The sequence below is a fragment of the Microbacterium gorillae genome (genome assembly GCF_000826185.2).
In the GTDB taxonomy this organism is placed as follows: domain Bacteria; phylum Actinomycetota; class Actinomycetes; order Actinomycetales; family Microbacteriaceae; genus Microbacterium; species Microbacterium gorillae.
The window spans coordinates 99,403-120,601 of record NZ_LN648870.1; the positions used below are offsets into that span (position 1 = coordinate 99,403).

15 protein-coding genes are annotated in these 21,199 nt (G+C 67.6%); 5 read left to right on the forward strand and 10 right to left on the reverse strand.

Annotation, left to right across the window (positions count from 1 at the left end; all coding sequences use genetic code 11):
* Nucleotides 1-11: 11 nt before the first annotated feature.
* The 5 genes from BN1193_RS00565 to BN1193_RS00585 all read right to left on the reverse strand — a co-directional run bounded on the left by BN1193_RS00565 (nt 12) and on the right by BN1193_RS00585 (nt 9,446).
* Complete coding sequence (locus BN1193_RS00565; RefSeq protein WP_141396593.1) at nt 12-1,553, reverse strand: hypothetical protein; 1,542 nt, start codon at nt 1,551-1,553, stop codon at nt 12-14.
* Between the two features lie 62 nt (nt 1,554-1,615).
* Nucleotides 1,616-2,359 carry a glycosyltransferase family protein gene (locus BN1193_RS00570; protein WP_040162927.1) on the reverse strand — a complete coding sequence of 248 codons (744 nt, stop codon included), beginning with the start codon at nt 2,357-2,359 and terminating at the stop codon, nt 1,616-1,618.
* Nucleotides 2,356-3,960, reverse strand: a complete 1,605-nt coding sequence (locus BN1193_RS00575; RefSeq protein ID WP_040162931.1) for a phosphotransferase — start codon at nt 3,958-3,960, stop codon at nt 2,356-2,358. Before BN1193_RS00575 ends, BN1193_RS00570 begins: the two co-directional genes overlap by 4 nt.
* Complete coding sequence (locus BN1193_RS00580) at nt 3,957-4,373, reverse strand: HAD family hydrolase (RefSeq protein ID WP_040162934.1); 417 nt, start codon at nt 4,371-4,373, stop codon at nt 3,957-3,959. The genes BN1193_RS00575 and BN1193_RS00580 overlap by 4 nt, the downstream gene beginning before the upstream one ends.
* A gap of 333 nt (nt 4,374-4,706) precedes the next feature.
* Nucleotides 4,707-9,446, reverse strand: a complete 4,740-nt coding sequence (locus BN1193_RS00585; RefSeq protein ID WP_052460296.1) for a glycosyltransferase — start codon at nt 9,444-9,446, stop codon at nt 4,707-4,709.
* Between the two features lie 187 nt (nt 9,447-9,633).
* On the opposite strand from BN1193_RS00585, the gene BN1193_RS00590 reads away from it, so the two are divergent.
* Genes BN1193_RS00590 through BN1193_RS00600 form a run of 3 tightly spaced genes read left to right on the forward strand, consistent with a single transcriptional unit; the run spans nt 9,634 to nt 13,051 of the window.
* Complete coding sequence (locus BN1193_RS00590) at nt 9,634-10,872, forward strand: glycosyltransferase (RefSeq protein WP_040162937.1); 1,239 nt, start codon at nt 9,634-9,636, stop codon at nt 10,870-10,872.
* Between the two features lie 29 nt (nt 10,873-10,901).
* Nucleotides 10,902-11,984 carry a polysaccharide pyruvyl transferase family protein gene (locus BN1193_RS00595; protein ID WP_040162940.1) on the forward strand — a complete coding sequence of 361 codons (1,083 nt, stop codon included), beginning with the start codon at nt 10,902-10,904 and terminating at the stop codon, nt 11,982-11,984.
* On the forward strand, nt 11,981-13,051 hold the full coding sequence (locus BN1193_RS00600) for a glycosyltransferase family protein (RefSeq protein WP_040162943.1): 1,071 nt from the start codon (nt 11,981-11,983) through the stop codon (nt 13,049-13,051). The genes BN1193_RS00595 and BN1193_RS00600 overlap by 4 nt, the downstream gene beginning before the upstream one ends.
* Before the next feature lie 7 nt (nt 13,052-13,058).
* On the opposite strand, the gene BN1193_RS00605 is transcribed toward BN1193_RS00600, so the two are convergent.
* The 5 genes from BN1193_RS00605 to rfbA form a co-directional block, all read right to left on the reverse strand.
* Entirely contained in the window at nt 13,059-14,027 is a 969-nt protein-coding gene (locus BN1193_RS00605) for a glycosyltransferase family 4 protein (RefSeq protein WP_040162946.1), read from the reverse strand.
* Nucleotides 14,024-15,154 carry a glycosyltransferase gene (locus BN1193_RS00610; protein ID WP_052460297.1) on the reverse strand — a complete coding sequence of 377 codons (1,131 nt, stop codon included), beginning with the start codon at nt 15,152-15,154 and terminating at the stop codon, nt 14,024-14,026. The genes BN1193_RS00605 and BN1193_RS00610 overlap by 4 nt, the downstream gene beginning before the upstream one ends.
* A gap of 125 nt (nt 15,155-15,279) precedes the next feature.
* Nucleotides 15,280-16,689, reverse strand: a complete 1,410-nt coding sequence (locus BN1193_RS00615) for a sugar nucleotide-binding protein (RefSeq protein WP_040162948.1) — start codon at nt 16,687-16,689, stop codon at nt 15,280-15,282.
* Between the two features lie 4 nt (nt 16,690-16,693).
* Nucleotides 16,694-17,692 (reverse strand): dTDP-glucose 4,6-dehydratase, encoded by a 999-nt coding sequence (gene rfbB, locus BN1193_RS00620; protein WP_040162950.1) that lies wholly within the window; start codon nt 17,690-17,692, stop codon nt 16,694-16,696.
* Nucleotides 17,689-18,561 (reverse strand): glucose-1-phosphate thymidylyltransferase RfbA, encoded by an 873-nt coding sequence (rfbA, locus tag BN1193_RS00625; protein ID WP_040162953.1) that lies wholly within the window; start codon nt 18,559-18,561, stop codon nt 17,689-17,691. The genes rfbB and rfbA overlap by 4 nt, the downstream gene beginning before the upstream one ends.
* A gap of 111 nt (nt 18,562-18,672) precedes the next feature.
* Between rfbA and BN1193_RS00630 the strand changes: the two genes are divergently transcribed.
* Both BN1193_RS00630 and BN1193_RS00635 read left to right on the forward strand, forming a co-directional pair.
* A complete protein-coding gene (locus BN1193_RS00630) occupies nt 18,673-20,688 on the forward strand; it encodes a DUF4012 domain-containing protein (RefSeq protein WP_141396594.1) in 2,016 nt (671 codons plus the stop codon).
* Between the two features lie 123 nt (nt 20,689-20,811).
* Entirely contained in the window at nt 20,812-21,024 is a 213-nt protein-coding gene (locus BN1193_RS00635) for a hypothetical protein (protein WP_040162961.1), read from the forward strand.
* The last annotated feature ends 175 nt before the right edge of the window (nt 21,025-21,199 follow it).

A 21,199-nucleotide genomic window follows, 5' to 3' on the forward strand; every position in this document is an offset into this window, starting at 1 on the left:
CGTCGCGGCGGCTAGCTGAATAGCTCGCTGCGATAGCTGTTGGCTTGGGCGAGCACGGCGTTGACCCGTCCACGCGTCGATGCGTCGTCGAGCGATGCCGCAAACGCGGCGATTTGCTGGCGGAAGTTCTGCATCGCCGACAACGAATCGTCCCAGTCCAGGCCAGTTGCGAACCGCTTTGCAACGACAGTGATGAGCAGGTCCTTCGCCTTCTCCGGAAATGGGATTTCATGGAAGTCCACTGAGTTCCGATAGTGGTCGTAGAAGACCATGAGGTCAAAGACGACCTGGAGGTTGAAGCGGTGCATTAGTTGCTGCCGCAGCATGTTTTCGATCTGGGATGCCACGAATCGACCCTGAAGGACGGTATCCCAGTCCTTTTCTCTGAGAAAGCGAGAGAGTCGTGGTGCGATCTCTGCCCTGCTTCGGGTCTCAGCTGCAAGCGCGAGATAGAACAAGCGTCCGTCACGGGGCGAGAGCTTTGCTTCGACTCCCTGAACGATGGAAGTGCGTCGCACCTCGTCCACGAGCTCGCGCACCCGCGGGCCAGCGCCGTCGAAGAGTATGGCTCCCGGGTCCGACCGAGAATCGGTATTCGACAACCGGGCGGGACCTAGTTGGATGAATGGCCGCAACCAACGAGCCGGTGCGTTCGGGAAGATCCGATGCCCGAAAGCGATCAGGTCCCGATGCACTTCAGCTGTGATCGCGAGTTTTCGCCCTTGCCGAACGGCGTCGACGGCTTCCATGAATCTTTCGTAGTTGCGGCTGGGGCGGCCTAGTCGGCCGGACACGATTGCCGCGATGCTCATCGTCCATGACCCCGTCGTCAGCGACTCTTCCAGGGTGAGGTCCGTCACCTCCTTGTTCTCCGGAACGATGAAGAAGTCGCGCTCAAGCAAACAGAAATGCTCGGCGAGCATATTGATGAATGCGATCGGCCAGTCGCCCACGCCCGCCCAACCGAGTTCTCGCACTCCGGCCTTCAACAGTTGGATGTCAACGTAGTAGTACCAGTCCCGGATGATCGGACTGTCGTGAAGCGACTGGCCCACGAACCACATCGCGTTCGTCACAATCGGGCGGTCGATGAGGTGAAAGGAGGACTCGAGCAGGATCATCCGTTGGAGGGCTAGCTTGGGCCCGTAGAACGTGAAGTCAGAGAAGAAGAGCGGCATCTCAAAGTTCCGAGCCTGAACTTCCCGGATATGCACGCTGACCTTGTCGTCGGGCAGCGGGAAGTCGTCGCCTCGCGCGTTTCCTATCGCGCTTCCCAACTCATCGAGCGAGCGGTCGGTGCGAACTCGGATGACGTAGCCGTCATCAGGTATGAGCCTCAGGCCCTCCAGGAACAACTTTGCCTGACGCAAGAACACTGCCTGCGCTTCAATTTCACGAGAAGCGAGAAAGTCTCCGGGGTACTCCAATAGTGAGATGCCCAGGGTATCCAACTGGCGGCGAAGGGAGCTGTTGATCTGGGATTCCCACGTGGAGACAACGATTCCTGAGATCACGCCTCGATCCCGCAACTCCACGACCTTCGACAGAGTCACGAGGAAGTCGAATTCGTCGCGTATCTCGCCCGAAACGACGGCGTATCGGGATGGGCTACCCACTACTCGCCGCCTCTTTCGCTGGCATTGGTCGTGCGCACGAGTTCCTCGTACTCGTCCGGGACACCGCTGAAGCGGACATCCTCGGGAGCGATCTCGTAGTAGGAGACAGCCAGCCCGCGCTCGATCAGGATGTTGTACAGCGGTGCGACGTAATACTCGCCCTTCGTCGTGATGCTCCGTTCGCGCGCTTCAGCGAATGCCGAGCGGAAAAGCGATGCGGTTCTGAACTCGTAGAGCCCCGTGGAGCAGAGATCGGAGATTCGTTGCTTTTCGGTGGTACGGAGCACCGACTGAGCCGGGCCGGGGTCCACGAAGGACCAGCCTTCACCCGCCGCGCGCACCACTTCCAAGTACCCGTCGGGGACTCGCGCGTCGGGGAAGGTGGGCGGTCGCCACCCCGGACGGATCGTGTCGATGTTGAAGATGACCATCGGTTCATCGGCGACGGAGACGTCACGGACAGCGAGGTCAACCGTGTGCGCTTGTCCTTCGGTCGGCTCGTCGATCTCGGTGAGGTGGAACTGCGAGATGCCGAGTGCCGCGCACTCGCGTTCCAGGAAGGACCGGGTATCGGCCACGTTCCGATAAGCGAAGACGAAGAGCTCAGATGAGAAGAAGTCCTGAAAGGACTTGACCGTCAGGGAGAACAACGATTCTCCCGCGACCGGGAGCTGGTACTTCGGGACCGTGTAGCCGGCCTCCGTGAAACGGCGGCTGAGGCCGGCCATCGGGATCACGATCATGCGTCTTCATCCATCACTTCGGTGTAGAGGCGGAGGCCATTGGCGAGCATCGTGCGCTGCCGCGCGGGGCGGTCATCGTGCAACGGCAGCATGGACAGAAAGAGGAGCGCGGTCATCGCTTGTATCACGCGCAACTCACCGGGAAAAAGCGACGCGACGAGCTGCTCCACCCGATTCCCGACGATCTGCTGGACGTGAGAGGCGTTGGCATCCATCAGGAGTTCGTGGGGCGCAGGCTGAGTTGCGAGCATGCGACCGGCGATGATCAGGTCGTAAAGACCGTTGGCTGAATGCATGAGCTTCGCTGCGTCGTACCGCTGATCGCCCCAAATCGTCGTTCGATCATCGGCATCCTGACCGCGCGGGTCGAGGACGCAGACGGTGTCGCTTCGGAAGTCGTAGAGGATGTTGCTGAAGCAGAAGTCCCCGTGCACGATTGTGGTCGCTTCCTCCGCCCCTCCTTCGACGATGTCGGCGAGCCTGTTTGCGATGTCGTCGAGGCCCGGAAGGTCACGACCATTGAACCGCCACGGGGTCTCGAGGCTGGTGCCGCTCTCGGTGCTCCACTCCGCCAGCCGTGCCAGTGTCTTTCGCCGGTGCATCGATGCGTAGTCTGACGGCACGGGTGTCAGCGGTTGGCTCGCGCTCCGTGCCAGCCGGAGGAATTCACCGCATGCTTCGACAATGTGCGACCAGGCGTAGTCGGGCAGATCGGCGAATACGAACAGCTCGGCCAGCGAGGGCATGTGCGCGTACTTCAGGCGGTATCCGTCCGCCCCATCGTTGGTCCATCGTCCGAGGAATTGAGGTGTCAGGGCCTTGACGTCGAACGGGACGGACTCGAACCAGTTCGCCTCCGCATCCACACGACCGGGACGCTGGCTGGATTTCCACACGACACCCGACTGGATCGTCAGGTCATTGAATGATCGCTGAGTGGTGAACGACGCTCGGGACGTATAGAAGGAGTTCGAGTGCCCGAAGTCCAGCCACACTGGTGGCGTCACCGCGTGCACGGAAACGCGTTGGGCATAGTGATCCAGTGCTTCCGCGAAGCCGGCGCTCACTGCGAGACTCAGGGCGAGCTCTCGTACGTCGGAGAAATGGAAGAAGCCGCTGAGCACGGTGTCGGAATGGGCGATCGCCTGACTTTCGCTCGCGACGTGGGCGACGAGGCCGTCTTGCACATCGCACTGCGCCCAGCGGTAGGCGTGCCGGGTCTCGCTCACGAAGAACGCATCCGGGTCGGGGAAGACCGCTTCGGGAAAGAGCGTGTCGCCGTGCAGCACGGCGACTTCGCCGTCGCGGAAGTCGAGGTCGTCGATGACGTGGAGGAGCGAATGGCAGAGATCGATCTTCGGGTCGACGGTGATCACCTCGACGTCATTCGCACTCAGCCATGCCGCGTCAGCCTCGGGCAACGCGAAATCGCTCGGCAGGGTGAGAACGATGCGGTCGAAGCGGGACGCAAGCGATCCGATCTGCTTCTCGTACAGGCGCCCGCTGGCCACCGGAAGAAACGCGGGAGGAAGTTGCCCGAGTTCAGCTGAAAGTTCCGCTCCGACGTATGCGGCTGAAGCGATGATCACGGTGCCGGTCATTCCGTTCGCTCCCGGGTGTTATCCAGCGCGGCACGCTCGGCGTCCAGCAGCTCAGCGATGTCGTCGGTGCTCATGGCCAGAAACTCTGAGGGCCGCAATGCCCGATCGTCGACGTAGAAGCCGTCTGGGCCACACCACGGCTTGCCGACGTGGATCTCGTCGTACGGAATGGCGTTCTCGTCCAGCCATCGGATGATCACGGGGAGGGTCACAGCGTTGATTCGTCCGATCTGCCCGTCGAAGGTACGCATGTTTCGAGCGGTCTGGATCGCGATGCGGAATCCGGCCTCCCGATACTCCAACAGACGCTCGACCATCGCGCGGTTCGGTCGCTTCTGCGCGTACGGGGCATCATCATCGTGGGTGAGCGTCCCGTCGAGATCGAAAACGATGGTGCTCGCGAGCTCGCTCATGAGCCGCCACCCTCGACGGGACCGTGCACGAACGTCTGGTGAATCATTGCGCCTACCTTGAAGCCGAAACCAATAGCGATCACTGCGCGTGACCGCGCGTCGGCCTCACGCTCGGCATGGCTGTTGTGTGCTCTCTCGGCCGTGCCACGTTGCATTCCGCTCCGAGGAGGAGACAGGTCGCGAAGCCCCTTTGGTTACCTTATCGTGCAGCGATCGGGCCCTCGACCCGAAGGGGACGAATGTCTGCAACCGGCCGAAGCTCTGGCGGGGGACGACGAACCCCGTCTGCGACGGAAGTCGCAGACGGGGTTGGGGTGGGCGGCTGCCCGAGGCTCAGCCCTGCGCGAAAGCCCGAGTCAGTTCCGCGCGACGCTCTTCATAGTTGGCGTGCAGCGAGTCCGGGATGCGATCCTTGGCCCACGCGAGCAGGTGCAGGGCGAACTTCTCCCATTCAGAGCGCACGTTCTCGTACGCCTCCTGCGTGGAGATTCGCTCGTGAGTGCTGCGAAGCGCCTCCAGCACCGCCATGCGGCGGCCGTCCTGGATGTTGGTCACCTGGTCGCGCGTGGCGAACTTGCGGTGGGTGACGACAGCCGCGTCCAGGTATCCGATGCTCTGCGCCGCGACGATCGACTGCCAGTGGTAGGGGACGTCGTTGTTCACGACGGTCGCGCCGAAGAAGATGTTCGCATCGTGCAGCAGCGACGTCCGGATGATCCGGTTCCACGGGTAGTTGATGAGCTGGGCCACGATCTGCTGCCGCTGCTTGTGGCGGCTCGATGCGCGCAGCTTGCGCCACACTTCGCGGTCCGCCTTGTACATTCCGTCGGTGCGTCCCTCGTCGGTGTACTCGATCTTGTACTCGACGAACAGGAGGTCCGCGTTGTCCTCGTCGGCCTTCGCGACCGCGGCCACGAGTGCCTCCGGATCGATGACGTCGTCCGCATCGAGGAAGAAGGTGTACCGGCCCGTGGCGAGCGGGATGACCGAGTTGCGCGCTCGGCCAGCGCCCCGGTTGCCCTGTGCGAACACGTGGACGTTGCCGTTCGCCTTCTCGTACTCCTCCATGATCGCGAGGGAGTCGTCGGTGGACCCGTCGTCGACGAGGATGACGTTGAACCGCAGACCGGACAGGCCCAGGACGGAGTCCATGGTCTGCTTCAGCAGATCGGCGCTGTTGAACACCGGCACGATGATCGTCAGATCGATGTCCGGGTACGCCCCGCTGTACGACGCCAGGCGGGCACGGAGGTTCGGGGCCACGGCAGCGTCCGGTGCGGCCGTCCGCGCGCGCTGGTAGACCTCGTCCATTCCCCGCCGGATCAGCTCGTTCGCCGCCGGCTGCGTCTGGTTCTTCGCGACCCAGTTGGTCCGGGCGAGGTAGTCGTAGAACGCCTCGAACAGCACGTTCCGCTTCTCATCGGTGCTGGTCGTGAGGAAGCTGCGGATCGTGTTCATGTGGTTCACGAAGGCGCCGAGCTTGTACGTGGCCGCGCTCATCGTCTGACCCTCGCGCTCCATGCGGTGGTAGCTGATGACCTCGTCGCACATGACGACCGTGTGCGCCCGCGACAGCACGAACCAATGCAGCGGGTTGTCCTCGTAGAAGTAGTCGCCCTCGGGGTACGCGATCGCGTTCTTCTGCAGGAATGACCGGCGGTACAGCTTCCGCCACGGCACGGGCGACAGCTTGAACAGTGCCGGGTCAGTGAATGCCGAGATGGGCTTGTTCAGCGGAAGGTCGGCCCAGACCTTGCGGTCGTAGGACTCCGCGCCCTCCTGCAGCTTGTCGGAGAACGTCTTGAAATCACCGATGACCAGCTCGGCCTCGTGCTGCTCCGCCAGGCGCACCATGCGGGCCAGCCCCTGCGGCGTGACGTGGTCGTCGCTGTCGGCGAAGGCGACGTATTCACCGCGCGCGGCACGAATGCCGATGTTGCTCGGCACTCCGGCGCCACCGATGGTGTTGTGATCCAGCCCGAACACGCGCACGCGCGGGTCCGCCTGCCAGTACTTCTGGATGATGCGGCGACCGTTGTCCGTCGACGCGTCGTCCACGAGGATCAGCTCGAGGTCGGCGAACTCCTGGTCCAGCACCGAAGAGATGGCGACGTCCAGGTAAGGCTCGACGTTGTATACGGGCATCACGACGGTGACCGTGGGCGCGGACTGAACGCGCGGCTCCGCGTGGCTCGCGTTGAAGTGGACCTTCTCAACCGGAGCTTCGGCGACCGCGCCACGGCGCTTCACGATGCCGCTCACATCGCCGAACTTGGAGGAGACGACCCGTGTCACCCGGCTGGTCGCGCGAGCGACGCGTCCGGGGCGGGGCGGGGCGATCAGGAGGCGTCCGCCGGAGAGGATCTGCGGGGCCCAGGCGGCGCCGCCGACGACCGTTGCGGTCTCGTCCAGAGCCACCGGGTACTCGACCAGCCCCTGGGGCGTGCGGAACGTGCCGTAGAGGTACCAGCGCGAGTCGGCGAACTTGGCGAGCGGCCGTTCCCAGACCTTCGAGCCGTCCGCTGCGGTGCCGAGCGTGAAGTCGCGCCGGCGAACCACACCGGCATTGACCTTGCGCAGTGCGTAGATGCGCGACACGGCCGCAGAGCCACCCGAGGCCAGACGAACCTGGAACTGCTCTCCAGCGACGGCGACGCGGTCCGCGGACGCGGACAGGTAGGACGACGCGAACTCGCGGCTCCCGGGCACGTCACCTTCCGGGCGGGCCGGGAGGAACAACAGGCCACCGCTCTCGGTCCGCAGTGCGACCTCGGAAGGCCGGTTCATGATGGTCGTGGTGAGGGTCAGCGGGCATTCCTGTGTGGTGGTCCGCCCAGCGCCTGCGTCGTACTCCACCTCGATGGTCCACTCGTGTCCCGCGAGCTTCGCGGTCTCCGTCTGGCACAGCACGGAATCTCCGCCGGCGACGGTCACGTCGAGCACGACCGTCTCCGCCTCGGACGTCAGGCGTACTTCTCGGACGCTGCGGGGAACCCCCGTCTCGATGGTCATCTCGAGTCGCCCGTCGCCGTAGGTGACGGTTGAGACGCTGACCGGCGGCAGCGGCGGGGCCGCCACGTCCCAGGACGGCTCAACGCCGAACCAGGCGGTCACGGTGTCGGAGACGTCGGGGCGGGCGAACGTGTCACCGCGAGAATCGTTCGCGGAGGCGTCCTCGATGACGACAGCGCGCGACGTCGTGATCGGCAGGCGCTCCGCGCGGTGCCCCTGCGCGGCGCCAGCGTGTCGGACGACGACGACCCCGGCGGAGACGGCGTCGGTCTCGACGATGCGCGTCACGGCACCCGCGTCAACGAGGTCCTGCAGCGCGGGAGCGAAGTATGCGCGACCGCGCGGCCCCGGCAGGGAGTGCGCCTGGAGTACAGCGACGCGAAGGCCCGCGGCGACGGCCTGTTCGAGCTCGGCCACCACCGTGGCGTGGAAGTCACGAAGCTTGGAGAAATCGCGACCGTCGAGCACGACGACCACATCGAAGGCCTGAGCCTCGGAACCGGCGCCGCTCCACTGGGCGGGCGCAGCGAAGGGGCGCTGGTCGAGTGGGAAAGCGACGCGCGGCGAGCTTCCCTCCTCCTCGATTCGCTGCAGATAGCGCTTGGCGCCACTCAGGTACATCAGTCGGTCGGAGCGATTCCAGAGGCTGACTCCCGGGTCGCCCTCGGGGATGGACGCGCTGTCCGTGAGGATGTACTCCAGAGGCGCTCCGGGCAGGAGGACGGGAGCCGCGACACCGGTCGCGCGCTCCAGACGCCGACGGAACTCCAGGTCCGCGTCGCGCGGCACCGAGTCGAAGAAGCCGACGGATGCGAGCACGTCTTCGCGGCGGAACATCAGGGACGTTTCGTCGACGATCAAGTCCGCTCCGGCCCCACCGAGGAGCGAGAGCTCGTCGGTGACGCGCGCGGCGTTGACGACGTTGGCCATGCGGCCCGGGTTGGTCATGAGGTGCTGCACCTGGATCTCCAGGCGACGCGGGTGCGCCCAGGCGGCGGGGTCCTGCAGTGCGACGAACTCCCCGGTGGCGCCCTGCAGCGCTTCGTTCCGGCGGACGAACACGCCGGCGCTCTCGTCGTTGCGGATCACGCGGATGCGGGAATCCAGGGCGCTGAGCTGCTTGAGGGTGGTCGCGATTCCGCGCGGCGAAGCATCATCGGTGATGATGAGCTCCCAGTTCTGGTAGCTCTGCGCGATGAGCGAGCGCACGGCCACGAAGATCTCCGGGCCGGGTGCTGAGGTCGTCATGATGATTGTGACGAGCGGGCCGTCCGTGACGGGGGCCGCCGGTGCCGCAGCGAGGCGCGCGAACGCCGACCCCTCACCGTCACTCAGCGAGACGGCTTCGATGCCCACCCGGTGGTACGGCTCGTTCAGCAGGCGAAGCACCGAGGCGAACGACCCGCCGAACCGCGGGTGCTCGAGCTCGGCGGTGATCGCGTGGCGCACCCAGTTGCGCTTGGGCAGACGGGGCAGCACGGCACGCGCCAGGTCAGGCAGATCGTTCTGCAGCAGGCGCTCGGCGAGGGGCTCGAGGTGGTTCTTGTGGATGGCCCCGCCGCCGATCACGCCCGCGGCGGTGACCTGCAGCAAGGCCTTCTCGGCTTCGGCGTCCAGGTCGCGCTCGTGCAGGAGGTCGGTCAGACCGGTGAGCTGTTCGAGGGAGAGTGGGCTGACCACCGGGTCGTCCGTGCGGCCGGACTCGGCGACGGCGATGATGGAGGCGCGCAGGGACGCCCAGTCATGCGCGTGGCCGGTGAAGCGGCCGGCGAGGGCTTCGAGCGCCCACTGCGACTTGGTGCGAGCACCGAACACGACCACATCCCGATCGGGGAAGGTCTTGTTCCGCAGGGCGGCCATGCGCTCCTGGCGCTCCGGGTCCCCCGCCAGGAGAGACAGCGTGGCGACGCCGAACTGGGCGTCGGCGACCGCCTTGTTCTCACCCCACGTCTCGGTCGTCGCTGTGTCGTTGACGGAGCCGGCGTCGTCGCCGCGGGCGATGCGGACCAGAAGGTCGTCGGTATGCCAGATACGGGAAGAGGAGTTCGCGGGCTGAGTCACAGGAAGAGAGCCTACCCGACCGGAATCACCCGGATTGTGGGCGGAATTCGTTGCCCCTGCCGTGGGTTGACCCGCGCAGGGGCGGGAATCGAGCATTCTCGCGGGGCATGCATTGAGCACCCTCCGCGGACGCGACAGCGCATGAAACAATCAAGGGTGCCTCGATTCCCGTCTGACTCCCGCCGCCATGTCGCCCGCTGAGCGCGATTCGCCCGCCGACGCGTACGCCGAACGGCTGGAGCGGGAGCTGGACGCAGTCCGGGGAGAGCGCGACAGCGCTCGGCGGCAGGTGCGCAAGCTGGAGTCCTCCACGGCGTACCGGCTCGGCGGCAAGATCGCCTGGGTGCCGGGCAAGGTTCGGGGGCTCAAGCGTCGCTTGAACGAGCTGGGCAACGGGTCGAAGCCGTCGGGCGCTGTGCGTCCAGTCGCGGCGGCACCCGCCGAACGACCGACGCCGCTGCGTGCCCTCGCGGACCGTGGCACGGTCGACCGCGTGGCGAACCCGGACGTCACGGTGGTCATCCCGGTCTACAACTCTGAGGCGTGGCTGGACGACTGCCTCTCCAGCGTGCTCGCCCAGACCGGTGTGACGGTCGAGGTCATCTGCATCAACGACGGATCCACCGATGACTCGCGCGCCGTCCTGCAGCGGATCGCCGACGCGGATCCGCGCGTGACGATCCTCGATCAGGCCAACCAGGGGCAGTCCGTCGGACGCAATGCCGGCCTGGACGCCGCCGCCGGACGCTACCTCGTGTACCTCGACAGCGATGACTTCTGGCCCGCGGACACGCTCGCCGGCCTCGTGCGCCGCGCGGACGACGAGAACCTCGACGTGCTGATGTTCGACTGCCTGTCCTTCCTCGACGGCACCGTCGCCGCGGCGACGTGGAAGCGGTACGCCACCTACTACCAGCGCTCGCACGCCTATGCGGAGGTTCGCTCGGGGGCGGAGATGATCGCGGACATGCGCCGTCACCGGGACTACCGGCCGCACGTGGGCATGTACCTCGCTCGCACGGCGTTCGTTCGCGAGACGGGTGCACGGTTCATCCCGGGCATCATCCACCAGGACAATCCCTACACGTTCGCGCTGCTGCTGGATGCCGCACGCGTGGCGCACACGGACGCTGACATCTACGCGCGCCGCATCCGCCCGGGCTCCACCATCACGACGCTGCGCGACGCGCGTTCGGTGACCGGCTACTACCTGAGCTACCTCGCGATGGTGCGTCAGATCCAGGGACGCGAGTTCTCCCGGCCGGTGACGGACATGCTGAGCGAGGTCGTGTACGGCGTCTTCGACGGCGCCTCGAAGAAGGTCTCCGCTCTCACCGCGGCCGAGTTCGCCGAGGTGGGGGCGCTCGATTCCGCGCCCGACGCGCAGGTCGCCTTCCAGGCGCTGAAAGCGTTCCGCGCCCGCTGAGTGCGCCGCATCCGCATAGCCTGAGGACGATGAACATGGCACGCCGCCCCACCCGCACGTTCGTGTCCCTCACGGGCCCGGCGGGCAATATCGGCGATGCCCTGATCCGCCGCGGAACACTGGAGTGGGCGCTCGGGACCTCGGACGAGCTCGTCGCGTACGTCGGTGAGGCTCCGGACGTCTGGCTCGCGCAGCTGGGCGTGCCGGCGGACGCGACGATCCTGCGATCGAAGCGCAGCGTGCCGCGGTGGCTGTGGCTGCTGGCCACGGCCCGGCGCCGGCCGGTCCTCGTGTTCGAGGCCGGGGAGGTCCCGCTGGATCGCGGCAACGGGCTGCGCGAGATCGTGTTCCTCGCCGAGACCCTGATCGTGCGACTCAAGGGCGGCGTGGTCGTCCGCCCGCCGCGGGGGATCCGCGCGGCCACGAACCCGGCGCTGTGGATCCACGCCCGGGCCGCCCGACTTTCGCAGGTCGCGCTGTGGCGGGACCGGGCGAGTGCGAAACTCGCCGGCGGCCGACGCGTCGTGCCCGACATCGGGTTCGCGGCCGGCATCCGCGCCGGGGTGCCCGAGGCCGAGCGGGACGAACTGATCATCAGCCTGCGCGGCGCGCGCCCCATGCCTGATGAGGCATGGATCGAGGCCGTCCGCTCTGTCGCGGCCGACGAAGGACTGCGCATCCGGACCGTGGTGCAGGTGCGGGAGGACGAGGACCGCGCCCGAGAGCTCGCCCAGGCTCTCGGCGGCACCTTCGAGCCCTGGGCCGACACCGATGCCGTGACGCAGGAGGCGCAGCTCCGCGACCGCTACGACCGGGCTCGCCTGGTCATCAGCGACCGCATGCACGTGCTCGTCCTCGCCGCCCTGAGCGGCGCGGTCCCCGCCGAACTCGTGCCCCGGCCCACCGCGAAGATCGCCGCCGCCTTCGAGGTGATCGGGTTGCGTGGGATCACCCGAGATGCCGAGGGCGCGGACACCGTCACGCTGGCGGCGTTCCTCCGCGCCCAGCTCGAGCGGAACGCGGAGGTCATCGCGCGCGTCTCGGCCGCTGAAACAGAACTCGCCGGCGTCAAGACCGAGCTGCGCGACACGATCCGGGCGGCGCGCGGATGACCGAGCGGTACCTCTTCCTCTCCCACAGCCACGCGTTCGGACCGTTTCGCGTCGGCAGCCATCACTACGCTCGCACGCTCGCGTCATCCGGCGCGGAGGTCGTGCACCTGTCCACGCCGGTGTCCCTCGCACATCGCCTGACCGGCCGGGTGGACCGCGACAGCCTGGCGACGCTGCCAAGGGGCCCGTACCGGGACGAGGACGGCGTCGTCCATCTCGTGCCCCGGACGTTCCTCCCGGTGCCCTACGGCCCGTTCCGTGCCGACCGCGAGCTCGCCCGGCACGGCCTCGCGTCGGACTTCGACGCCGTCCTCATCGACCAGCCGCTGCTCTGGCATCCGTCGCTGCGCAGGGTGGCGAAGCGTCTCGTGTACCGCCCGACCGACCTCTACCCGGACGGCGTGAAGCACACTCTGCAGCAGCGCATCCTCGACGCGTCCGACGGGGTGGTCGCCACCTCGACCGAGGTCCGCGCCGCACTCGGGCCGCTCACCGTCCCCGCTCTGGTGATCGCCAACGGCGTCGACGCCGACCGCTTCGCCGCGCCACCCACGGCGACCGAGCCGCGTCCGCCCGTCGCGGTGTACGTCGGCGCGTTCGACGGACGATTCGACTGGACGCAGGTGATCGACTGGGCCCACGCGCACCCGGACGTGCGCTTCGTGATGGCGGGGCCCGGGGGCGATCCGGGGGCGGACCTGCCGCCCAACATCGAGCTTCCGGGATCCGTCCCGTACGAAGCGCTCCCCACGCTGCTGCACGGTGCCCGCGTCGGCCTGCTGCCGCTCTCGGACGACCCGCTGAACGCCGGACGCAGCCCCATGAAGCTGTACGAGTACCTTTCCGCCGGCCTCGCCGTCCTCAGCCGCGCGACGCCCGTGATCCAGAGCGACGCCGATGCCGGCCTCTACACGTACGCGGACCGGTCCGACGCGAATGCTGCGCTGGAGCGGGCGCTCGCGCACCCGTCTCCGAACACCGCCGGGGTGCGGCGCGCGGCCGCGGAGTCCTGGGAGACCAAGGCGGCGACCCTGCGCGCGTTCGTGCGCGATCTGCCCGACCGCTGAGACGTGCTCAGCCGCGTGCGCGCTCGAGCTCGTCGGAGACGATGGCCGCCGTGCGGTCCCAGTCGTACCGTCCGTCCGGCAACCGGACGCGGCGACGCGCACCGACCGCGACCGTGAGGGCGTCCGCCCAGGAGGCCTCGTCATGTGCGGCCTGCACCGCCCACCCGCGGTCGCCGACGATCTCGGCGACGGAGGCGCATCCGGACCAGAAGATCACCGGGACACCGCACGCGATCGACTCGAGGGCGGGCAGCCCGAAGCCCTCGTCCGTGGACGGTTGCACCGTGGCCGCCGCTCCGCGATACAGCTCCGCGAGACGCTCGTCATCCACGTCGTGCAGCAGGTCCACGCGGGCGCTCACCCCGGCCGCGTCCGCCCACTCGGATGCCACCGTCAGCTCGCCCGCGGGCAGCACGGCGCGCAGCCGGACGTCCGGCGCCTGGGCCAGAGCGCGAATGACCACGTCGAGGTTCTTGTGGTGGCGGGTGTTGCCGACGTACATGACGTACGGCTCGTCGGCGTTCTCCGCCGGGCCCTCGCGGCGGAAGGCGGCGGAGGCGCCGTTGCCCGCATTCACCACCCGCACGCGGTCATCCCGCACCCAGGCGCGGATGTCTTCCGCCGACGTCTCGGACACGGTCAGCACCACACCCGCGCGACGCACGACCTGCCGCACCGGACCCGCGTAGTACGCGAGGAACTTCGCCCGTCCCGGCCACGGTGACCGCAACTGGATGAGGTCGTGGATCGTCAGGATCTGCCGGGGCGCGCGCACGAGCGCGCCGTAGCCGGGGGAGTACACCCGAGCATCGGGACCGACTCCGGGCAGGCGGCGAAAGGCGTCGACGGGGGAGTAGGGGCTCCCGCTCAGCCCGAGCGCGCGCCATTCCGGCCGCAGCCGAGGGAGGACTTCGCGGGCGTACCGACCGATGCCGTGGGCGCCGCGGTAGCGGTCATCGACGAACAGCGACGTCACGAGGCGGCCGATTCGGATGAGGGCGCCACGGTGTCACCGGTCGTGGTCGCGACCCAGTCGGCGATGCGCTCGGTGAACACCCGGGTGTCGAACTCCTGCGCGCGGGCGACGGATGCGGCCGCATCGGTCGCGACGGCGCGCTGCACCGCGTTGGCGAGGTCGGCTCCGGCCCAGTCGTGCACGAGGGCGCCGGTCACCCCGTCCACCACCGTCTCGGCGGTGCCGCCGATCGCGCTCGCCACGACGGGCGTACCGGTGGACATCGCCTCGACCGGCATGATGCCGAAGTCCTCGATCGCGGGGAACACCAGCGTGAGCGCCCGGCGGTACAGCTCGGCGAGAAGGGCGGTGGAGGGGCGGTGCACGAACACCGTGCGAACGCCGAGCGCCGCGGCGAGCTCGCGCAGACGCTCCTCCTCGGGTCCACTGCCGGCCAGCACCACCGGCAGGTTCGAGACATGGCCGGCTTCGATCACGCGATCCAGCCGCTTGTAGGAGACGAATCGTGAGACCCCGAGCAGGAACTGGTCCGGCAGCGTCGCGAGTTCGGCGCGTTCGGCGGCGCTGAGCTGCGCGGGCGTCGTGAATGCGGAGACGTCCACCGGCGGATGGATGACCGTCGCCTCGCGCTCCCACGTGTCGGCGATGCGTTCGGCGATGAAGGCGCTGTTCGCGGCGATCGCCACCGGCTCCGCGGCCCGTCGCCGGTCGAGGGGTTTGATCACGCTCGAGACCGCGCGCGCCGCGATTCCGGAGCCGCGACCGTCGAGCTCGGGCGTCCACACGTAGCGTGCGGGCGTGTGCGCGTAGACGAGCTTCGGCGCGTCCCGGGCGGGGCCACGGAAACGCGCGTGATGGGCGAACAGGTGGCTGCTGGTCAGCACCCAGTCGGCGTCCACCGCGGGCAGTGCGCGCCAGGCGGTCGGCATGAACGGCAGCGCCGCGGCCTTGCTGCGACGCAGGGGCGTGCGCGCGAGCATCGTCTCGCGGACGCCCGTGAAGCGGCCGTCGCTGTCGTTCCACAGACAGAACCGCTGCGCGTCCGGGAAGACGTCGGAGAGGACCTCGAAGACGTTCTCCGAACCGCCGTGCGGGGCGAGCCATTCGTGCACCAGCACACCGGACACGAGCTCACCTCTCCCTCACGCGGTTCCGGCCGGCGCCCCGCGAGTGGCGGGCACGTGTGACCGAGCCACAGCATCAGAGGATTCTACCAGCGGCCGGCACCGTGAATCCGGGCCGCGGGGCGGGCTCAGTCCGCGAGGTAGGCCGCCAGGGCCGCGTCTCCGTCGCGTGGGACGAAGCCGGTGGCGGTGATCTTCGCCAGCTCCAGGACGCTGTTGGCCGGCCTGGGCGCTGTGGGACCCGCGGCGTCGGCGAAGTACTCCGCCGACGTGACATCGCTCACGCGGGCCGGGTCATGGCCGGTCAGCCGGAACACCTCGCGCGCGATGTCGGCCCAGGAGCGCGCCGGTCCGGCGGAGGTCACGTTGTAGGTCCCGCTCGGCGCTCCGGTCTCGAGCAGATGCGCGATGGCGTCGGCGATGTCGGCCGTGAACGTCAGCCGCCCGACCTGGTCGGACACCACGGCCGGATCCACTCCGCGTTCGGCGAGCGCGGCCATGGTGCGCACGAAGTTCTTGCCGTCTCCGATCACCCACGAGGTGCGGACGATGTAGTGGCGCGGGACGGTCGCGGCCGCGAGGTCGCCGGCGGCCTTCGTCTGTCCGTACACGCCCAGGGGGCAGAGCGCAGCGTCTTCGCCGTAGGCGCCCGATTCGGCGCCGTCGAAGACGTAATCGCTGGAGACGTGCACGAGGGTGACGCCGAACTCGGTCGCGATGGCCGCGAGGCGCGCGACCGCGGTGCCGTTCGCCGCCCAGGCCGCCGCGCGTCCGTCCGGCGTCTCGGCGGCATCGACCGCGGTGTAGGCGGCGGCGTTGATGATCGCGCCGTAGTCGCGCCAGCGACGGGCCTCGCGCAGGTCGCCGGCGGTGAGGTCGAGGTCCGCGCGCGTGGCGAACTCGACGTGCGCGGCGTCGGCGTATCGGGCGCGCAGAGCGCGACCGAGCTGCCCGTCCGCTCCCAGGACGAGGATCCGCTTCGGCGGGATCGGCACCACGTCGGCGAGGCGGGGGTGGTCCTGGTCCTTGGCGGAGATCTCGACGTCGGAGAGCGGAATGGGCCAGTCGATCGCGACCGTCTCGTCGGCGAGGTTGAGGAACGAGTAGGACGTGGTGGGGGACCAGTGGTCGTTCACGAGGTACGCGTACGCCGTGTCCGCCTCGAGCGTCTGGTAGGAGTTGCCGACGCCGCGCGGGACGAAGATGGCGCGGGACGGGTCGAGTTCGGTGGTGAAGACGGTGCCGAAGGTCGGCCCCTCGCGCAGGTCGACCCACGCGCCGAAGATCCGACCGGTGGCGACGGAGACCCACTTGTCCCACGGTTCTGCGTGAATGCCGCGGGTGGTGCCGACCGCGTCGTTGAAGGAGATGTTGTTCTGCACCGGACCGAAATCGGGCAGTCCGAGCGCGGTCATCTTCTCGCGCTGCCAGTTCTCCTTGAACCAGCCGCGGGAGTCGCCGTGCACGGGCAGCTCGAACACGACCAGGCCCGGGATGGGCGTCTCGATGCGGGTGAGGTCCTTGCCGTACTCCGTCACCGGGTCACTGTCCCTTCGAGGCGTAGAACGCCTCCACGCCGTCCTTGGACGGAGCCCACCAGTCCTCGTGCGAGCGGTACCAGTCGATGGTGTCCGCCAGGCCCGCGGCGAAGTCGCTGAAGCGTGGTGTCCAGCCGAGTTCGGTGCGCAGGCGGGTGGAGTCGATCGCGTAGCGGAGGTCGTGGCCGGCACGATCGGTGACGTGGTCGTACGCGTCGACGGGCTGCCCCATCAGCTGCAGGATCAGCTCGACGACCTGTTTGTTGTTCTTCTCGCCGTCCGCCCCGATGAGGTAGGTCTCGCCGATCTCGCCCTTCGCGAGGATCGTCGAGACGGCCGAGGAGTGGTCGTCGGCGTGGATCCAGTCGCGCACGTTCTCGCCGGCACCATAGAGCTTGGGGCGGATCCCGCGGATCACGTTGGTGATCTGGCGGGGGATGAACTTCTCCACGTGCTGGTAGGGGCCGTAGTTGTTCGAGCAGTTCGAGATCGTCGCCTGCACCCCGAACGAGCGAACCCAGGCGCGCACGAGCAGGTCGGAGCCGGCCTTGGTCGAGGAGTACGGCGAGGACGGGTTGTACGGCGTGGACTCGGTGAACCGCTCCGGATCATCGAGCTCGAGATCCCCGTACACCTCGTCCGTGGAGATGTGGTGGAAGCGGCGGTCGTGCTTGCGGGCGGCCTCCAGCAGCGTGTACGTGCCGATGATGTTCGTGTCCAGGAACGGCCGCGGGTCGTGCAGCGAGTTGTCGTTGTGCGACTCCGCGGCGTAGTGGACCACCGCGTCGACGTCCGCGAACAACTCGTCCACGAGCGCGGCGTCGGTGATGTCGCCGTGCACGAACGTGACGCGGTCCTCGGGGAGGTCCGCCAGCGAGGCGCGGTTGCCCGCATAGGTCAGCGCGTCCAGCACGGTGACGTGATCATCGCTGGTCTCCACCACGTGATGGACGAAGTTCGAACCGATGAATCCGGCGCCGCCGGTGACCAACAGGCGGCTCATGCCTTGCCCCTCTCGAGCAGTTCCAGCAGGTACGTTCCGTAGCCGCTCTTGACCAGCGCTCCGGCGCGCTGACGCAGCTGGTCGTCGGTGAGGAACCCCTGTCGCCAGGCCACCTCCTCGGGCACGCCGATCTTCATCGCGGTCCGGCGCTCCATGGTCCGGACGTAGTCGGCCGCATCGGTCATCTGATCGAACGTGCCGGTGTCCAGCCAGGCGGTGCCGCGGGGGAGCACCTCCACCTGGAGCTTGCCGCGCTCGAGGTACGCCTTGTTGACGTCGGTGATCTCATACTCCCCGCGCGCGGACGGTTCGAGGTCGCGGGCGATCGCCACGACGTCGTTGTCGTAGAAGTACAGACCCGGAACGGCGTAGTTGCTCTTCGGCCGGGTGGGCTTCTCCTCCAGCGAGACCGCCGTCCCGCTCGCGTCGAACTCGACGACGCCGTACGCCTGCGGCTCGGCCACCCAGTACGCGAAGACGGCCCCGCCATCGATGTTCTCGAAGCGCTGCAGCCGCGTGCCGAGGCCCGGGCCGTACAGCAGGTTGTCGCCGAGGACCAGGGCGACCGAATCATCGCCGATGAAGTCCGCGCCGATCGTGAACGCCTGGGCCAGGCCGTCCGGTGCCGGCTGCTGCGCGAACGTGATGCTGATCCCGAACTGCGAGCCGTCGCCGAGCAACCGCTCGAAGTGCGCCGCATCATGCGGGGTGGTGATGATAAGGATGTCCCGGATGCCCGCGAGCATGAGCGTCGAGAGCGGGTAGTAGATCATCGGCTTGTCGTAGACCGGGACGAGTTGCTTGGACACCCCGAGGGTGATCGGATGCAGACGCGTGCCGGACCCGCCGGCGAGAATGATGCCCTTCACCGGTCCATCGTGGCACAGCGATGGCGCGCTTGCCCGGCATTCGCCGCCGCCTTCGTACACGGCGCTCTCCCGGAATGATGCGGATGCGGGCGGTTATCATCGTGGTTCGGTGTGGACGCACGTCCCGCCCCACCGATGTCGACCCGTCACCCGCACGCGAGGAGCGCGATCATCTCTGACCCGACACCTCCCCACAGCCGTCGCGCGGCCCGTCAGGCCAAGCAGGCGTCGTCCGCGGACGGAACGCCGACCGAGGCGTTCGACGACCTCCTCGCTCTGCAGACGGAGGAGTCGGTGCCGCGCAAGAAGAAGAAGCGTCGTCGCCGCGTCTGGCCGTGGATCGTCTTCCCGCTGCTGGTGATCCTCGTGATCCTCGGCGGTGCCGCCGTGGTCGGCTACATCTTCTACGGCGAGGCGACGCAGGTGCGCGATGACCTGACGGCGGCGAAGAAGGAACTGTCCTCGGTCACCGCAGACATCACGGCGGGTGATACCGCCGCGGTGGAGAAGACCGCGGCCGAGGTGACCAAGCACGTGAACTCCGCGAATGCCCGAGTCAGCACGCCGCTGTGGGACATCATGAGCAAGATTCCTGTGGTCGGCGAGAACGTGGAGGCCGTCCAGGAGACGACCAAAGCCACGCACATCCTGGTGCGCGACGCGATGCCGCTGGCCTTCCAGCTGCTGCAGAAGCTGAACGTGGACAACCTCAAGCTCGAAGGCGGCGGCTTCAACCTGCAGCCGTTCCGCGACGCGCAGACCGAACTCCCCGCGCTCACCGCGGCCTTCGCCGACGCCAAGACCCACGTCGACAAGATCGACCGCTCCGCGATCCTGCCCTTCGTCGATGACAGCATCGGCCAGCTCGTGGACATCGTCGACCAGGCCACGCCGTCCATCGCGCTCGCGCAGAAGTACCTGCCGACCCTGCTGACGGTCCTCGGTGGCGACGGGCCGCGCGACTACGCGATCCTGTTCCAGAACAACGCCGAGATCCGCGCCACCGGTGGAAACCCCGGTACCGCCGCGATCCTGCACGTGGACAACGGCAAGATCGAGATGCGCGAGGACTGGGAGGTGATGCAGTACGCCTGGCTCGGCTACAACAACACCGGCATGCCGCCGATCGAACCGTCCGAGAAGGCGCAGCTGTTCGAGAGCGACACGTGGAAGTACGTGCAGAACTTCACGCGCTACCCCGACTTCCGCGACACCGGTGCCCAGATCTCGACGCTGTGGAACAAAGCCACCGGCACGAACCTCGCCGGCGTCATCTCGATCGACCCCGTGTTCCTGTCGTACATGCTCAAGGTGACCGGCCCGGTCACGGTCCCGGGCGAGGACGAGAAGATCACCGCCGACAACGCGGTCAAGCTTCTCCTCAGCGACACGTACGAGCGCTTCGGCAGCGACGGACTGGCCGCCGACGAATACTTCGCGAAGGCGTCCTCGGCGATCTTCGCCAAGGTCTCCGCCGGCGGGTGGGACCCGATCAAGATGTTCGAGCAGTTCCAGCGCGGTGTCGCGGAGCAGCGCTTCTACATGTGGTTCCCGGACGAGGCCACGCAGGCGATGGCCGTCGAGTTCGGTGTCGACGGTGGCATCACCAGCGATAACAAGACGAAGACGCAGACGGGCATCTACCTCAACGACGTCTCGGTCTCGAAGCTCGACTACTGGCTGTCCACGAAGATGGACGTCCAGTGCAACGCGGATGCGCGCACCGTCACGACCAGCGTGACGATGACGAACAGCCTCCCCGATGACATCTACTCCACCTACACGCTGGGTCACCGCAACAGCGGCTGGGGCTTCCCGAAGACCACGGCGCTGATGGACGTCATCTCGATGGCGCTCCCCGGCGGCGAGCTCGTCGGCTCGGATCCGGCCGCCGGAGACGTGGGCGGATGGGACCGGTCCGGCGTGTACAACGGGCGCCAGACGAAGAGCATGGTCATCGGGGTCCCGAAGGGCGAATCCCGCACGGTCTCGTTCACCTCGACGGTGGCGGAGGGAGACAACGCTCCGCTGTCGGTGCGCTTCAGCCCGACGACCTCCGAGACGCCGGTGACCGTCGGCGCGGGCTGCGCGACGCTGTTCCCGGGTACCCAGACCACGGCGAAGTGACGCAGTGGATCGCCGCAATGTGACGCTGGCATTCCCCCAACCCTTCCCTCTCGCCCGTGGAACCGACAGAATTGAGCGCGCACTCGTCCCGGGTGCGCACCACTTCCAGAGGAGGGCATCGGTATGGGTATCGATGACATCGTGAACGGCGCGAAGAACGCGTACGAGCAGAACAAGGACAAGGTCGAGGGCGCGCTGCACAGCGAGCAGGCCGAGGAGATCAGCGACAAGGTTCTCGACGGTGTCGCGGACTTCGCCAAGAAGGTCGCGCCCGGTGCGGCCGACAAGATCGATGAGATCCGTAACGAGGCGGACAAGCAGATCGGCAACGAGTAAGCCCGATTCCCCGACGGGGCCCGACCATTCCGGTCGGGCCCCGTCGTCGTTTCCGCCGTCGCTCCCACCCGCGACACTTCTGGGCGCGCGAAAGTGTCGCGACGGGGAGCATGCGCGGGGTTGCTCTCGATCAGCGCAGATCCACAACGGCGGAAGTGATGAAGGGGGGAGCGAG

Coding starts and splice junctions, on each gene's coding strand:
- BN1193_RS00570 (WP_040162927.1), bottom strand. CDS start 2,359: ATGATCGTGATCCCGATGGCCGGCCTCAGCCGCCGTTTCACGGAGGCC.
- BN1193_RS00575 (WP_040162931.1), bottom strand. CDS start 3,960: ATGACCGGCACCGTGATCATCGCTTCAGCCGCATACGTCGGAGCGGAA.
- BN1193_RS00580 (WP_040162934.1), bottom strand. CDS start 4,373: ATGAGCGAGCTCGCGAGCACCATCGTTTTCGATCTCGACGGGACGCTC.
- BN1193_RS00590 (WP_040162937.1), top strand. CDS start 9,634: ATGTCGCCCGCTGAGCGCGATTCGCCCGCCGACGCGTACGCCGAACGG.
- BN1193_RS00595 (WP_040162940.1), top strand. CDS start 10,902: ATGAACATGGCACGCCGCCCCACCCGCACGTTCGTGTCCCTCACGGGC.
- BN1193_RS00600 (WP_040162943.1), top strand. CDS start 11,981: ATGACCGAGCGGTACCTCTTCCTCTCCCACAGCCACGCGTTCGGACCG.
- rfbB (WP_040162950.1), bottom strand. CDS start 17,692: ATGAGCCGCCTGTTGGTCACCGGCGGCGCCGGATTCATCGGTTCGAAC.
- BN1193_RS00635 (WP_040162961.1), top strand. CDS start 20,812: ATGGGTATCGATGACATCGTGAACGGCGCGAAGAACGCGTACGAGCAG.